This window comes from Vibrio sp. Isolate34 (assembly GCF_022397915.1).
Taxonomy (GTDB): domain Bacteria; phylum Pseudomonadota; class Gammaproteobacteria; order Enterobacterales; family Vibrionaceae; genus Vibrio.
On the sequence record NZ_JAKEUO010000014.1, the window covers coordinates 86,865 to 100,345 of the forward strand.

At 44.0% G+C, this 13,481-nt stretch carries 16 protein-coding genes; 10 read left to right on the forward strand and 6 right to left on the reverse strand.

What is annotated here, in order from left to right:
• Window positions 1–27 precede the first annotated feature (27 nt).
• Entirely contained in the window at window positions 28–1,437 is a 1,410-nt protein-coding gene (gene hutW / locus L1D22_RS15445; protein ID WP_239830455.1) for a heme anaerobic degradation radical SAM methyltransferase ChuW/HutW, read from the reverse strand.
• Window positions 1,438–1,597: 160 nt separating this feature from the next.
• On the opposite strand from hutW, the gene L1D22_RS15450 reads away from it, so the two are divergent.
• The 6 genes from L1D22_RS15450 to L1D22_RS15475 all read left to right on the forward strand — a co-directional run bounded on the left by L1D22_RS15450 (window position 1,598) and on the right by L1D22_RS15475 (window position 6,509).
• Complete coding sequence (locus L1D22_RS15450) at window positions 1,598–2,413, forward strand: energy transducer TonB (protein WP_239830456.1); 816 nt, start codon at window positions 1,598–1,600, stop codon at window positions 2,411–2,413.
• A 2-nt stretch (window positions 2,414–2,415) separates the two neighbouring features.
• Window positions 2,416–3,117, forward strand: coding sequence for a MotA/TolQ/ExbB proton channel family protein (locus L1D22_RS15455; RefSeq protein ID WP_239830457.1), 702 nt, complete (start codon window positions 2,416–2,418; stop codon window positions 3,115–3,117).
• Entirely contained in the window at window positions 3,114–3,527 is a 414-nt protein-coding gene (locus L1D22_RS15460; RefSeq protein ID WP_239830458.1) for a biopolymer transporter ExbD, read from the forward strand. Before L1D22_RS15455 ends, L1D22_RS15460 begins: the two co-directional genes overlap by 4 nt.
• A 149-nt stretch (window positions 3,528–3,676) precedes the next feature.
• Window positions 3,677–4,567 (forward strand): ABC transporter substrate-binding protein, encoded by an 891-nt coding sequence (locus L1D22_RS15465; protein ID WP_239830459.1) that lies wholly within the window; start codon window positions 3,677–3,679, stop codon window positions 4,565–4,567.
• A gap of 122 nt (window positions 4,568–4,689) precedes the next feature.
• Window positions 4,690–5,727, forward strand: coding sequence for an iron ABC transporter permease (locus L1D22_RS15470; RefSeq protein WP_239830460.1), 1,038 nt, complete (start codon window positions 4,690–4,692; stop codon window positions 5,725–5,727).
• A complete protein-coding gene (locus L1D22_RS15475) occupies window positions 5,727–6,509 on the forward strand; it encodes a heme ABC transporter ATP-binding protein (RefSeq protein WP_239830461.1) in 783 nt (260 codons plus the stop codon). Before L1D22_RS15470 ends, L1D22_RS15475 begins: the two co-directional genes overlap by 1 nt.
• 422 nt (window positions 6,510–6,931) lie before the next feature.
• Here L1D22_RS15475 and L1D22_RS15480 read toward each other — a convergent pair whose 3' ends face one another.
• Window positions 6,932–7,393, reverse strand: a complete 462-nt coding sequence (locus tag L1D22_RS15480; RefSeq protein WP_004731875.1) for a TetR/AcrR family transcriptional regulator — start codon at window positions 7,391–7,393, stop codon at window positions 6,932–6,934.
• A gap of 541 nt (window positions 7,394–7,934) precedes the next feature.
• Between L1D22_RS15480 and L1D22_RS15485 the strand changes: the two genes are divergently transcribed.
• On the forward strand, window positions 7,935–8,234 hold the full coding sequence (locus L1D22_RS15485) for a YfcZ/YiiS family protein (RefSeq protein WP_239830462.1): 300 nt from the start codon (window positions 7,935–7,937) through the stop codon (window positions 8,232–8,234).
• 37 nt (window positions 8,235–8,271) lie between these two features.
• Here L1D22_RS15485 and L1D22_RS15490 read toward each other — a convergent pair whose 3' ends face one another.
• Entirely contained in the window at window positions 8,272–8,568 is a 297-nt protein-coding gene (locus L1D22_RS15490; protein WP_239830463.1) for a YnjH family protein, read from the reverse strand.
• A 103-nt stretch (window positions 8,569–8,671) separates the two neighbouring features.
• On the opposite strand from L1D22_RS15490, the gene L1D22_RS15495 reads away from it, so the two are divergent.
• Window positions 8,672–9,271: a hypothetical protein gene (locus tag L1D22_RS15495; protein WP_239830464.1), complete on the forward strand. Its 600-nt coding sequence runs from the start codon at window positions 8,672–8,674 to the stop codon at window positions 9,269–9,271.
• Between the two features lie 131 nt (window positions 9,272–9,402).
• On the opposite strand, the gene L1D22_RS15500 is transcribed toward L1D22_RS15495, so the two are convergent.
• A complete protein-coding gene (locus L1D22_RS15500) occupies window positions 9,403–10,509 on the reverse strand; it encodes a 1-acyl-sn-glycerol-3-phosphate acyltransferase (protein ID WP_239830465.1) in 1,107 nt (368 codons plus the stop codon).
• Window positions 10,510–10,684: 175 nt separating this feature from the next.
• Here L1D22_RS15500 and L1D22_RS15505 point away from each other — a divergent pair, with 175 nt between their 5' ends.
• Window positions 10,685–11,311, forward strand: coding sequence for a hypothetical protein (locus L1D22_RS15505; RefSeq protein WP_017629457.1), 627 nt, complete (start codon window positions 10,685–10,687; stop codon window positions 11,309–11,311).
• Between the two features lie 126 nt (window positions 11,312–11,437).
• On the opposite strand, the gene L1D22_RS15510 is transcribed toward L1D22_RS15505, so the two are convergent.
• Together L1D22_RS15510 and L1D22_RS15515 are read right to left on the reverse strand one after the other, a co-directional pair.
• Complete coding sequence (locus tag L1D22_RS15510) at window positions 11,438–11,920, reverse strand: hypothetical protein (protein ID WP_239830466.1); 483 nt, start codon at window positions 11,918–11,920, stop codon at window positions 11,438–11,440.
• Window positions 11,921–11,947: 27 nt separating this feature from the next.
• Window positions 11,948–12,469 carry a nicotinate-nicotinamide nucleotide adenylyltransferase gene (locus tag L1D22_RS15515; protein WP_239830467.1) on the reverse strand — a complete coding sequence of 174 codons (522 nt, stop codon included), beginning with the start codon at window positions 12,467–12,469 and terminating at the stop codon, window positions 11,948–11,950.
• Window positions 12,470–12,578: 109 nt separating this feature from the next.
• On the opposite strand from L1D22_RS15515, the gene nadE reads away from it, so the two are divergent.
• Complete coding sequence (nadE, locus tag L1D22_RS15520; RefSeq protein ID WP_017062768.1) at window positions 12,579–13,409, forward strand: ammonia-dependent NAD(+) synthetase; 831 nt, start codon at window positions 12,579–12,581, stop codon at window positions 13,407–13,409.
• Window positions 13,410–13,481 lie beyond the last annotated feature (72 nt).

Below are 13,481 nucleotides of genomic sequence, written 5' to 3' on the forward strand. Positions count from 1 at the left end.
CGTAAGTTATAAACTAAAAATTCGATATTAAGCGTGCTTCAAACTTGCATGCGGGTGAACGCCTGAACCTGATGCTTTCGGTGCTGGGTACATAGCCTGATATTCAGCGTTAAGCACTTGAATCACACTCTGAGCCAGGCTTACAGCCCAGAAGCTGCCGGCAATAGTGAGGGTCAGATAATCTTCCGAAAGCTCAACTAGACCATTATTTTCCCAATGCGAAAACAGAGGCTTCAGATAATCGAACGTGTCTTGTCCCATAAAGGTCGGTAACGTACTTCTTCTAACAACACCAGAATCAAAACCCGCCTTCAATGAAGAGAAGGTTGGCTCGAGTGAGCTTTGCTTCGTCATCATAGCTATTGGCAATTGACCTTGCTTTATAGACTCCATGTAGCTGTCTAAAGTTCGATGTTGCATCACACCATGACCACCAATGTTGCCACCAGCACCACAACCAATCGGCAGAACTTCGGCATAGGTTTTCGCTAAGTTGTTGTAAATGCTGCGTTCTCTGTTATCTCGAGTCCAGTGATTCACGCTCAGTTGCTTGACCTTATTTTTTGCCATGAACTCGACACCCGCCAAATACATGCTCGCTTTATCTGGCGTATTCGCTGGTGGTGGAATTTTTCCTTTCTCAACGAGATTAAGCATAGGTGCATTCCCCCCAACAATCAGTTGGTAGAGGTCAATACCGTGTGCACCAGTAGACATGTAGTCTTCTAAATCTTGTTGGAACACTTCCATAGACTGGTATGGCAATCCATAAAGCAAATCCAGAACGATGGGCGCTTGCTCGGTGCGGCTCAGAGCACTGATACGTTCCAACACAACTTCTCGGTCATCTAAGCGCTTGGCGCTGCGTCGAACTTGAGTGTTGAAACTTTGAATGCCAAATGAGAAGCGATTGAAACCACCCTCAAGCGCGCTATCAAACATTTGGTCGCCAAAGCGATTAATACGCCCTTCTAAGGTCATTTCCACATCATTTGCCAGTGGGAAATATTGGCGAATAGCCTTGCCTAACTGCTCGACTTGTTGAAGAGACAAATCAGTAGGTGTTCCACCACCAATGTAGACGGCATGAAATAATCCAGACTGAGCCCAAGGGGTTTTGGCTTTTTGCTTTAACTCAACCATCAATGCATCGAAATACTCATCGACTAATTTACGGCTCGCGGCGTTTTGGAAAAAGTTACAGAACGTACAACGCACACGACAGAAAGGAATATGGATATATAAGCAACGCTTATCCTGTTTCTTCCCTTCGCTTAGCATCAGTTCATCAAAGAGCTCCAACTTCTTGCTCGGGTCGACCGGAATTGAACTTCCTCCGGCATGTGCAGAATGCTTTTTCGCAAACGCAAAACGAAGCGGATCTGGGCTAGAAACACCCAGAATTGATTCGTCAAATTTATAAATATCAAGACTCATATAATCTCTCTAAACACTTACATAGCAAAGTCTGGAAGACTATTCGCTAAAACTGAAAGAATCATAAATAGACGCAAATGATAATGCAATTGATAATTGATCTTATTTAGATTATGAGCAATAATCCGGTACAGATTTTAGATTTGGTAAAGGATTGAAAGTGAACGTTCCTAGATATGTTATTGCAGGCGGTGCATCGTTAGTGATTCATGCAGCGCTATTGTTTGTCGCTCAAGAATCCAAAGTATTCGCGATGCCTGCAGGTAGCCAATCGAACACGGTATCGATCAACTTCACACCTAAGAGCACGCCTTCTCAAGCTCAGCAAAAAACGGTTACAGAACCCGTTGAACCAAAACCAATTGATGAGGCGGTTTCACAAGCCGAGCCTAAACCTGTCGAGCCGAAGGCCGTTGAGCCAAAACAAGCCAAACCGACACCAAAGAAAAAAGCGATCACCAATAAGCCTCAACCTAAGAAAGTAGAGAAAAAGGTTGTTGAAAAGAAAGTCGAGAAGAAGCCGGTTCAAAAGAAACCGGTAACTGAGAAAAAGGTCGTGAAGAAAGAACGCCCTGAACTAGCACCGCAACCAGTCACTAAACCAGAAAAGCTGGCCGACAAGAAAGTCGATAAGAATATGGACGAGTCAGCCAATCAACCTCAGGCAGTAAACCAAGGCGTATCAAACCAAGAGCCCGTATTGGTTACTAAGCCCTCTTTTTCTTCACGCCCCACACCACCAAATTACCCACGCCAAGCTAGACGTCGTGGCGTTGAAGGTGTCGCAACTTATGAAGTCTGGTTAGACGCTGAGGGCAAACAAATTAAACAAGCATTAGTAAATTCATCAGGCGCACTAATGCTCGACAACGCCGCTTTAGACGCCATTAAACAATGGAAATTCTCACCTCATACTGTCAATGGTCGAGCGATTGCTCACCGAGTACAAATACCTGTTCGTTTTAGGTTGGATTAATCATGCAACAAATCAGTTACTTACAAGATCAACTTGGCTTAATGACTTGGCCTCTTCTCATCTGTTCTGCATTAACAGCAATGATCATTGCTGAACGTGTTTTCCAAGTGATGTTAAGCATTGGTGTAGGCAAACGCGCCATTCGTCGTGAGCTCAACCAAATCTCACCAACCAACAGCAAAGAGATCGAAGCATTAGCACAATCTATTTCAGGTAAACGACCGCTACTGTACAAGGCCGTGTCGATGTTGCTGGCTCATCACTCTTTTTCGAAAGGACTACGTGAAGATGCAGCTGGGATCTGGCTACAAGAAAAACGCCACCAGCTTCATGCAGGATTGAGACTGCTTGGTTTAATCGGCGTAATTAGCCCGCTCATTGGCCTACTTGGTACGGTACTTGGACTTATTGAGATGTTCAAAGGGGTTGCGGCTACAACCGGCAGTATTACACCGAACGATCTAGCCGACGGATTAGGCTTGGCAATGAGAACCACAGCAGCTGGCTTGATGATTGCGCTTCCTGCGATCTCAGGCGCTCAACTACTTGGGCTATGGGCCGACCGAGTACTGGCTCAGTTAGAACATACTCTGAACTATGTGAATGTGTGGCTAGAAGGTATGTCGATTCAAACCAATCACTCTGACGAGACTAAAGGCTCATCAGTCAACAAAGTCGCTGTTGGTGATGTGAGTCAAGCATGATTAAAACGCCTCACTCATCTCAAACACAAAGTTTAGCGCCAGATTTAACGCCGCTGCTCGACATCATTTTTATCGTGATGGTTTTCCTATTGCTTACTGCATCGGTAAAGCTGGAATCGCTAGAAGTTGAGCTGCCAAGCTCGGATGTCAAAAACGTTTCTGAAGTCCACAAAGATTCGATTAGCGTCAATATTTTAGACCACGAACCCTACTGGGCGATTAACGGCCAAGAGTACATCGACTGGGAAAATTTCAAGATAGCCTTGTTAGAAGAGACAGGTTCTGCGGATAAAAAGCCGATCATCATTGGCGCAGATAAAGCTGCCAACGTGGAGAACCTAGTGAAGTTGCTTTCATTCCTTCAAGAGAACGGAATACCAGCGACTCAATTGCTCACTGACGATGGCTAGAACAACACTCAATTTTCAGAAGGTTTAGCTATTGATTGGTGAGACTAAAAAGCCAGAACTAAACCTCTCTATCGATTCGAACTCACAATGCGAACGGACTGCTCACTGAGTATCTTCGCGATACAAAAAGAAAATAAAAAGAACTTATTATGAACAACTTAAACGTGCTCAATAAATTAAAGACCAACACACATCTCCTTTCAATTGCCGCTATGAGCTTGGCGTTGACAGCACCAGCCGCGATGGCAAACGACGTTGAACAACCCCGCATCATCAGTGCAGGTAGTGCCGTTACAGAATTAGTTTTGGCGCTTGGCGCAGAAGAACAATTGGTGGGTATTGATGTAACCAGTCGCTTCCCTCAATCTGAAAACCTGCCAAAGATTGGCTACCATAGAAACCTGTCTGCTGAAGGTTTGCTTGCCCTAGAACCAACCACATTGATTGGCTCTGATGAAATGGGACCAGACAACGCGATCTCTCAATTAAAGTCGGCAGGCGTCGATGTCGAGATTGTGAACACTGAAGCAAACGTTGAAGGGTTATTGAAGCGTATCGACCAAATCGCAAAGATCACCCATACCGAAAACCACTCACAGCAAGTAAAAGCTGAAGTGAATCAAAAGATTGCCGCACTGAAAGCGAACCAAGTACCAAGCAACGAAGCGAAGAAAGTTCTGTTCCTGTTGCTGCATGAAGGTCGCCCTGCGAACGTTGCTGGCGGTGAAACATCACCAAACGCAATCATCGAGTTAGCTGGCGGTATCAACCCTGCAGCTCAGAGCCTAACGTCTTACAAGCCACTTTCAATGGAATCACTCGTTGAGATGCAACCTGATGTCATTTTAGTAAGCGGTCGTAGCTATCAAAAAATGGGCGGCGCGGATGCCATCCTTAAATCACTACCTATGTTAGCGGCAACACCTGCAGGTATAAACAAGCAAATCATTACCGTAAATGGTAGTGCTTTGGTTGGCGGGCTTGGCCTAGAAAGCCTCTCTGAAGCAAAGCGTCTAAACGCACTTATCTATCCGCTATAACTAATCTACCCGCTATAACTCGACCATCCTATTTCTGCTATCGCTAGTTCGCTTCCCTTCACCAACTGACTCACGCTGTTGGTGAAGAAGGTCGAAGTTAGCGATAGATATTGAGGCCCTTTATGTTGTTACGATCCGTCCCACTGAAAACGTCGATGTTAGGTCTAGGTGCAACCCTAACCTTTGTCGCGCTGTACTCAATCACTGTTGGGCCAATGAACATTAGCTTAGCGGACAGCGCTACGAGCTTAATTCAACCAAACAATGACTTAGCACCTCACATCAACTTAGTCATCCAAGAAATTCGTTTACCTAGAACCATCTTGTGCATGCTGATTGGTGCAATCCTCGCGCTTTGTGGCGCTGTGATGCAGGGTTTGTTTCGAAACCCACTTGCCGAACCTGGCATCATCGGTGTGTCTGCGGGCGCAGCATTAGGTGCTGCACTGGCTATCGTTCTTTTCTCTGAGCTTTCACTTCAATATCCTGCCTTCATGAACTTTGCAGCGGTACCTGTGTTTGCCTTTTTGGGCGGCGCCTTAACCACGCTGCTGGTTTACAAACTGGGTACTGGCAAATTCGGCACATCAGTAACCATCATGTTGCTGGCAGGTGTGGCGATCAGTGCGCTATCAGGCGCAGGTATTGGCTTCTTAAACTTCATAGCTGATGACCAAATGCTGCGTGACCTTTCACTGTGGTCGATGGGTTCACTGGCAGGAGCGAAGTGGTCGGGTATTTTGCTTGCTGCAGTTACGCTCGTTGGTCTGTTTGTCGTGTTTTACCGCCAAGCGATGTCTTTGAATGCTCTATTACTGGGTGAATCAGAGGCGCAACACCTTGGCATACCTGTACAAAAGCTAAAACGAAAGCTGATTCTACTAACAGCTGCGGGCGTTGGTATCACTGTGAGCCTGTCCGGCATGATTGGCTTTATCGGGCTTGTGATCCCTCATTTAGGTCGCATGTTAGCGGGCCCAGATCATCGAGTGCTGCTTCCCCTGTCAGCGGTTCTAGGCGCATTACTATTAACGGCTGCAGACATGTTCTCTCGCGTGGCACTGGCGCCAGCTGAGTTGCCAGTCGGTATTGTCACCGCAATCATCGGCGCTCCATTCTTCTTGTATCTATTATTCCAACAGAAAGGGAGAATCCTTTAATGTTTCCTGCAGCGTTAAAAGCAACCGACATCGAAGTGAAGTTCGGCAGCAAAGTGATTTTAGATGGCGTTTCTATTGAGATAGAAGCAGGAAAGGTAACTACACTGCTTGGGCCAAACGGCGCAGGAAAAAGCACGTTACTTAAAGCCTTATGTCAGGAGATATCGAGCACGGGTGATATCCAATACTTTGGACACACCAAAGACAAGTGGCCTTCGCAGAAGTTGGCGAAACACTTGGCGATGCTTCCTCAACACAGTACGTTGACCTTCCCTTTTCTGGCACATGAAGTTGTTGAGCTTGGTGGTATTCCTCTGCAAGAATCAAACAAACAGCTCACGAGCATCGCTAGTCAAAAAATGGATGTTGCTGATGTCACTCACCTGAGTGAAAGGCTCTACCCTTCCCTATCTGGCGGTGAAAAACAGCGTGTTCACTTGGCTCGAGTGTTAACTCAGCTTCACCACTCTGGTGATCAATGCATATTAATGCTCGATGAACCGACATCTGCACTGGATCTCGCCCACCAGCACAACACTTTAAAAATTGCGAGAGAACTAGCCGACAACCACAATGCTGCCGTTATCGTGGTTTTGCACGACCTAAACCTAGCCGCTCAGTATTCTGACCGACTGGTAGTATTAAAAGACGGTAATTTGGTTTGCGATGGCAGCCCTTGGGAAGCACTTGAACCTTCTATGATCGAGGATGTGTACGGCTATAAAAGTATTGTAGAAAAGCACCCAACCATGAGCTTCCCTCAAGTACACCCAGCCCAATAGTCTCGATTTAAAACCTGCTCGTTTTGAGCATTCGTTCCTAATAACAATTAAGTCATTATAAGCCTCGATTTTCTCGAGGCTTTTTTATGGCTCATAGCCCCTCTCACGCCTTAAACTTAATTTTACTAGCAACCATGACAGTGAACCCCAAAACGTCTCACTCCGAGCGTTTGAGGCTCTAGAAATAAACATAGTTAGTGTTACTTAACTTTTAGCAATGGGATGGAAATGTGAGACGTGAACGTAAGCATCTAAAAAGAAAGGAAATAAGTACCTTCAACACGAAAGTAATACCAATCACAGTAAGTAAGTGATCATAAATAGTGCAGGAAAAAGGCTTGAGAACGAGATAAAAAGAGCAGGAGAAGGAAACGACAGACACAAAAAAAGCCCCCTCAGGAGCTTCTTTCATTGTGTGTTGATTATTGGCTCATACGAATCAATGATTTACCAATCAACCACTCTAGTTCTTTACCGCTAGTATCACCAAACTGAGTTTCAGTCAGTTTGTATAGACGATCAATACCGTTTGCCGCGAACTCATGTGCGCTTTCAGCAGTAACGATATGATGGAAAAGTAAACGTAAGATTGCTAGGAACTCAGCGTCTTCAAGTGCAGCAACCCAGCTAGCTGAAAATGCATCAAGGCCATTTTCGAAGTCAATGTGTTCCATAAACATCTTGAAAATACGACCGTCTAGAGCAGCAGTAAAATCCGTTTTCTTTGGAAAGTGATGACTTATACCTGTACGAGAAACACCCGTTTGCTGACTCAATGTCGTGTATGACATCTTGTCGTAACCCAATCTTAGTAACTGGTCTACAACGGCATCCATGATTTTCTGGATTGTGATTTCTGTATCTTCTTTACTACGCTTTGGCATATTCAGGCTCTTCTCTTTGTAAATCCATCTAACTCAATCAAATGAAGTCAGAATGAAGTCAGAATGAAAATCGTTATCAGCATTATCTGAGCAAGGTATTTTTTCGCAAGTATTTCCATTAAATACCAACAAATACTTTGTACGAACAAGTTTACAGTGCTGCCTCTTTGGGCACTTTGTCTAATTATTCTTCGAAAGTCACCTTACCTCTCTAAGTGGTTAATCGAAAATAACAACTTAGAATATCAAACACCCAACAATAAATTCATTGTATAAATACCTATCAAGCAATAGATAGTCTTATAAAATCTGTTATGACGCAACTAACTGAATGATATTCTAACAAATTAATGACACTGCTTATCAACAAAACATGAGATAGATCACATACATATTTGGCGACGCAAATGTACAAATTCATTTAACCCCTTCAACAAACAACATAGCATACCAGTATAAATTAGTTCAAAGATTTTAATTTTTGTAGATACAGTTCAAATTGCTCGTTAGAATAACCTCAGACTTTGTAAGAGGATTATTTATGAGCCAAGATATGGGTAACAACGATGTATGTGAGGCTTGCGGCTGTGCAGGCGAAATCGGGTTCATCATCAAAGAAGGCGACGATGTTGCTGAAGTAACGGTTTACGGTAACTCTAAAGCAGTCATTGAAACTGAGTTTGCTAAGTACGTTGAGCTTGCTAAACAAGTGTCTAGCAACGTTGAATTTGAAGCGTCAGAGATGACAGAGGAAAGCACGGAATTGCATGCTCGCTTTAAATTTGAAGTCAGCGCTGAAAAGATTATTTTTGAACTTAAGACTCGCTCTCTAGCGCGTTAATATAAGCATTTATATTCTTATTAAAAGACGAGTAGATTTACTCGTCTTTTTTTATTTCAATCCAAGCCAATGAACCATTTTGCTCAAAATCGTTTTCTGCAGCGCACCGAATCACGACACCACCAACCTCCAACACTGCACCAATGCTATAAGCCTTATCATCGTAATAACAAACTCGTTGCTGTGGCCCGCCTTGAGTCACCAACACTGCTGCCTTAGCGGGTGTTGAAATTACTTTGTTCGCACTTACAGGTATAGAGCCAAACATTGAAGCTGCAACCAGAAAGACCCCAATTATTTGGGTGTTTAGTCTAATCATTGATTTACCTGCCATTATCGCTTAATTCCTCTTTCACCTACTGCCAAATGGGTAAAACACTATGCGAGAATAATTTTTCCATTATAGTGTTAACGTCTATCGTAATAAGAAGCCCGTTATGCTCAGAATAATTTCACTTATTATTGGTTCCTTAACCATAACAAATGTCAGTGCTGAACCACTCGATCACTATCAAATATTGAACCATCTCGATAATTACGGAAACTTATATCTACGTAATAAGCCTTATACTTCGCTTCCAACGGGCTTAGTGGTCGATGGCAATCTCAATATCGAAAATACGGCGATCAAACGTCTACCTAAAGGCTTAGAAATTAACGGCAGCCTAAAAGCCTCTAACAGCCAACTCGCAAGAGTTCCGACTGGGGTTAAGATAAAAGGCTATGCCGATTTGATTGGAAGCCAAATCACTAGCTGGCCAAGAGGTGTGCGAGTGGGCGGATTTATCAACCTCACCGACACCCCCCTGCAAAGGCTACCAAACGGCTTTCGAGTGAAAGGTGACTTAAGCGTGATCCGCACACCTTTAACAGAGCTACCCAACGGAATCGTGATTGACGGTGACTTATATATTGGCGGCTCAGCAATTACTGCATTTCCAGACACCATGACAGTCAGAGGTAATATTTACCTTGGTGGAAACACCGTGACCACATGGCCAACCAATTTAGAGTTGGGTGGCGCAGTCGCTCGCTAACTCATCCGACAGTTCTGGCTCTTTAACGCAAAGATAAAGCAGAGATAAAGCAGCAAAAACAAAAAAGGAGCCCGAGGCTCCTTTTCAATTCAATCAATAAACCAACTGGTGCTTATTAAGAAAGGTGTTCGCTAACCAATGTTCTTCACTGGGTTCGCATAGCTATCAATCAGATACTGACGCGCACCTTTAGGTAAGCTCGATAGCTTCTCTTCAAACTCTTGCTTAACCGCAGCGGTAATCGACTCGTCTTCTTTGTCTGCTGCCAGTAGGTTCACTGGGAACAGTTTGTAGTTTTCGTGGATCTGACGATCGATCTCTTCGGCCAATGCTTCTGGCGTATCAAAATCTTGGTCGATAACCTGACCAAAACCAACGTGCACGCGACCTTTATTACCAATGATGCCCTGAATGATACTTTCGATATCTTCAAACTCACCTTTTTCGTAGCTGCCGTTAACGTCTTTTTCAAAAAGCTCGATGGCTTTAGCCGTATCACACGGATCGTTTTCATAAGAAATAGCGACCGGTACGATCTTCAATGATTTCACATACTCAGGGAAAGCGATCTTCTGCTTACGCCCTTCAACGTGGAACATCTTCAAGATAGCTGGCTCTGTAAAATCGTTACCGTCTTTAGCACGGCCTTCTTTTTGAGCGATCCAGATAGAGTTACCTGTCTCTAGAGAGTGCTTAATGTAAGAAGAGAGTTGGCCCAGCGCTTTCATCATTTCACGCGGACCTTTTAAAGAACGCTTAACGATGAAACTCTTGTTCAAACGCATCAATTCAGTCGCACATGGCTTCTTCAACAGGTTATCACCAATCGCGATGCGACAAGTCTGATGATTATTTTGATGCAGAGCGTAATTGACTAACGCCGGATCCATAGCAATGTCACGATGGTTTGATACAAACAGGTAAGCTTGATTTACATCCAGTGACTCTACACCTGTGTAAGTCACACCGTTTGTGGTCTTAGCAAGCGTGTCACGTAAGTACTTTTTCACTTCAATCTGAATGGATTCAACGCTAGTCAGCTTGCTCCACTTCATTTTTAAGTACACACGTAAAATTGGACTCATTAATGCTTTGAACCAAGACGCATGGTTTGAAAAACGGTAGTGCAGTATCGCACTGATAAATTCTTCATCATTAATAAGGCGGTTTAGTGCCGCTGGAATTTCATCATCGCCGTAAGGACGAATATCAACATATGGATCGGTTGGAGAGGTCATTTTTTAATTCATATAATAAAAAGCTGGCTCATTCTACGCGTTGTTTTGACTTCTCGCAGCTACAGAGCCCATACTTTTGACAAGGTCAGACCAGAAACATTGAAAATCCCCTGTTATTGTTGGCATTCTTTGAGATTAACGGTAATCTTGACGCCCCAAAATTAAGGTACTATCTATGAACTTCGCTATTGAATATACATCGGCTTACTTTTCACACTTGGTGATCACACCACGCAAGAAAGTACTTAAACATAGCCTTGTATCGGTTCAAAGTGGCTTGGTTTTGATAAAGCTGGGTAAACAAGAGTACGCCGTTGAACCAGGGCAAAGCGTCTGGATCCCATACGACTGCTTAACATCACTGACCTACTTTCCAAACACTCAGATTAACCGTGTCGATTTTTCTGTGCGTTTGACGGATTCATTCCCGAGACAAGCGGGTTACATCACGCAAACTAACCTATCTTTGGCACTACTCGAAAAGCTAGAACTGACTAAGTCTCGTACTTCAAGTGCCAACAATACCGAGCAAGCCTGTAAAGATATGCTGTCTGTATTGAAGCAAGAAGTGCTGTCGTTTAAGCCACTGCTTTGTGAAAGTGCCCTGTCTCAGCGATTCAATCAATGGAATATTGATGATTCTAACCTACCACAAGAGCACACCTTGGTGATGGTCATGCGTGAAGCGAAAAAGCGAATGCAGTCAGGTCAGAAGCGAGCTGCTGTAATCGATGATTTGTTCTCAGGAAAAGAAGAAGAGTTTGAACAACTGTGCATGCTTGTTTTTGGTGACGACCTATAAGCGCCAAGAGACTGAGAACTCTCAAAACACAGTCCAGATACTAAAAAGCCGCAAAAACTTCATTTTGCGGCTTTTTTAATTCTTCACGTCTGTTCAAGGTTCAGAGCAAATCTTCAGCTTCTTCGCTTAGAAAGGCAATTCAACTTGCATCATTAGGTCAGCATCACGCGAGTCGTGCCAACGGTAGTCAAATCGCATACGAGGTTGCCCTTCGACCTTCTCACCAAAACCAATGCTGAGTTGTAAGCCATGGTTTAGCAGCCACTCCTCTGTAGACATATCATACTGTTCATCTTCCAGATCTTCAGGAAACCACACCCCCAAACCTACATAGTTTGATTCTATGCTTTGTGTCAGTAGCGGTGCGTCTTTACTTTGAAGTACCCAGTCAGACCAATAATCAGGTGTACTCTGCGCTTCTTCATCGCTCAGCCCACTGATTTCCATCATACGTTGGCCGAAAGATTCAATGCTCGAAGAAAAATCCAAACAGTTGTCGTCATCAGAAGTCAGCATGATCGAATCTAAGCTAAAAAAATCACATTCAGCATAAGCAGGCATACTGCATGCTGCCATGATCAACGTCGCTGGTATCGCGCTCTTTAGCATAGTCCTCTGACCTCTTGATTAGTGAACTCACATTATCTGATACAGTCCACTATCTTGCAACATCTTTGTAACTGACTTAGTACTCAATTTTGCAACATCGCTTCCACTTATCAGTGCATTACGTATGTCAGTGCTGCGGATTTTCACTTTTTCTGGGCAAGCCATTACAGACCATCGTTCAGTAATCTCATCGGACTTATAAAAAGACGAGAACTTGAAGAAGTTGTCCGGCCCAATCACAAACGTCAGTTCAGCGTCACGATGTAACTTTTGCAGTTCACTAAGTACAGCATAAGTCGTCACGCTTTCGCCGGGTGTAAATAAGCTCTTTTCGATCAAAGAAAGCTCAACTTGATCCAATGAAAGATCACTGATAAATGCGTTAACTAACTGACATCTCGTATCAAAGTCTAGCATCTCTTTTCCCCAAGAATGGGCAATACTTGGGACGAGTAGAATTTTGTCAAAGTGAGCCAACGAATCAATCACACTTTTATGCCCTAGGCTCGGTGGATTAAACGCACTACCGAAAATGGCTATTTTTTCCATTATTTATTACTGCCTTCTCTTTCTAAGCTTGTGCAAAGAGGTTTTTAAATCGGATGATTTAGGTATGATAACACTAGATTTTTAATTTGCTTGCAGGAAAGGAATACGAATGGAACAGTTAATTCGTGACGAAATGCGCGTACTACCTTCAATTGACCCTCACTTCGAAGTGACTCGTCGTGTGGACTTTATTAAAACGAAACTTCAGCAGTCAGGCTGCAAGTCTCTGATCCTAGGCATCAGTGGCGGTGTAGACTCAACGACCTGTGGCCGCTTGGCACAGATGGCCGTTGATAGCCTGAATGAAAACTCTGGCAGCAACGACTACCAGTTCATTGCGGTTCGCCTACCTTACGGTGAGCAAAAAGATGAAGATGAAGCACAACTTGCTCTCTCTTTCATCCAGCCTTCTCAATCTGTTTCTGTAAACATCAAAGCGGGTGTTGATGGGCTTCATGCTGCATCTCACGTTGCACTTGAAGGTACAGGTTTACTACCAACAGACTCAGCAAAAATCGACTTTGTGAAAGGTAATGTGAAAGCTCGTGCTCGCATGATCGCACAATACGAAATTGCGGGTTACGTTGGCGGTCTTGTGATTGGTACTGACCACTCAGCAGAAAACATCACTGGCTTCTACACCAAACACGGTGACGGTGCCTGTGATTTAGCGCCTTTGTTTGGCCTGAACAAGCGTCAAGTTCGTGAACTTGCAGCAACGCTAGGTGCGCCAGAGCTATTGGTTAAGAAAGTGCCTACTGCCGACCTAGAAGAGCTTGATCCACAGAAAGCCGACGAAGCAGCATTGAACCTTTCTTACGACCAAATCGATGATTTCCTTGAAGGTAAAGAAGTCCCTCAAGACGTGTCTGACCGCTTAGTGGGTATCTACAAAGCCACACAACACAAGCGTCAACCGATCCCAACGATCTACGATTAATTATTTGAATTAGTCTTGGAATCAAAAAGGCCGGAAGTTCATTTCAGTGAACTTCCGGCCTTTTCTATTAAG